The 1,107-nt window shown below is 46.3% G+C and carries 1 protein-coding gene; it reads left to right on the top strand.

Going from position 1 to position 1,107, the window contains the following annotated elements:
- Positions 1-73 precede the first annotated feature (73 nt).
- The coding region (locus tag AC0MA3_RS26295) for an IS256 family transposase (protein WP_474658330.1) at positions 74-1,107 on the top strand (1,034 nt) is incomplete at its 3' end.

The raw sequence follows: 1,107 nt of genomic DNA, 5'->3' as shown, positions 1-1,107 counted from the left end.
GAGTCTGTAAAATATATTGTGTAAACTCTCAAACCCATTAAAATGGAAGTAAGAGAAAGGTTGGGGAGAGCACATGGGACTTTGGTCAAAACAGCAACTTCGGGAATTCATTAAAGAGAATAATCTGGTAACGGCGCAAGATGCACAAAATGCGTTAAAGGATTTATTTGCAGAGACGATTCAGGAGATGCTAGAAGCCGAAATGGACACCCACTTGGGCTATGGAAAGCATGAAGTGAAGGCGAAACTCACGCCAAACAGTCGGAACGGAAAGAGTCGTAAAACGGTAGTTAGTGAGTACGGTGAACAGGAAATCGCCATCCCTCGGGACCGTTTAGGTGAGTTTGAGCCCCTGGTAGTCAAGAAACATCAATCGAACGTAACTGGCATCGAAGAGCAAATCATCGCCCTATATGCCAAAGGGATCAGCACCAGAGAAATTCAGGATCACCTGGGACAAATGTATGGCATTGAGGTTTCCCCTACGCTCATTTCCAATGTCACGAACAAGATTGTACCTCTCATTAAAGAGTGGCAAAATCGGCCGCTACAAGGCGTCTATGCGGTCGTCTATCTGGATGCAATCCACTTCAAGGTTAAGCAAGACGGGGCCATTATCAACAAAGCCGCCTACATGGTGATTGGCATTGATCTGGACGGAAACAAAGATGTGCTGGGTATGTGGATCGGTGAGAACGAATCCTCCAAGTTCTGGCTGAGCGTGCTGAATGAGCTTAAGAATCGTGGTGTTCAAGACATCCTCATTATTTGCGTGGATAACCTGTCCGGGTTCTCTCAAGCGATTGCAGCCTGCTATCCCCAAACCGAAATCCAGAAGTGCATTATTCACCAAATCCGTAGCTCTACCCGGTACGTTTCGTATAAGGATATTAAGAAGGTAACTGCCGATTTAAAGCCCATTTACAAAGCAGCTACCGAGGAAGGAGCCCTTCTTGAACTCGACCGTTTCGAAGAAGTTTGGGGAGCGAAGTATCCTCTAATTATCCGTTCTTGGCGGACGAATTGGGAGGAGCTCGCTACCTTTTTCAAGTACCCGCCTGAGATCCGAAAACTCATCTACACCACCAATATGATTGAGAGTTACCA

The sequence above is a fragment of the Paenibacillus sp. LS-5 genome, assembly GCF_056121505.1.
The sequence above is the reverse complement of the archived record's forward strand: the minus strand, read 5'-3'. Positions and strand labels throughout refer to the sequence as shown.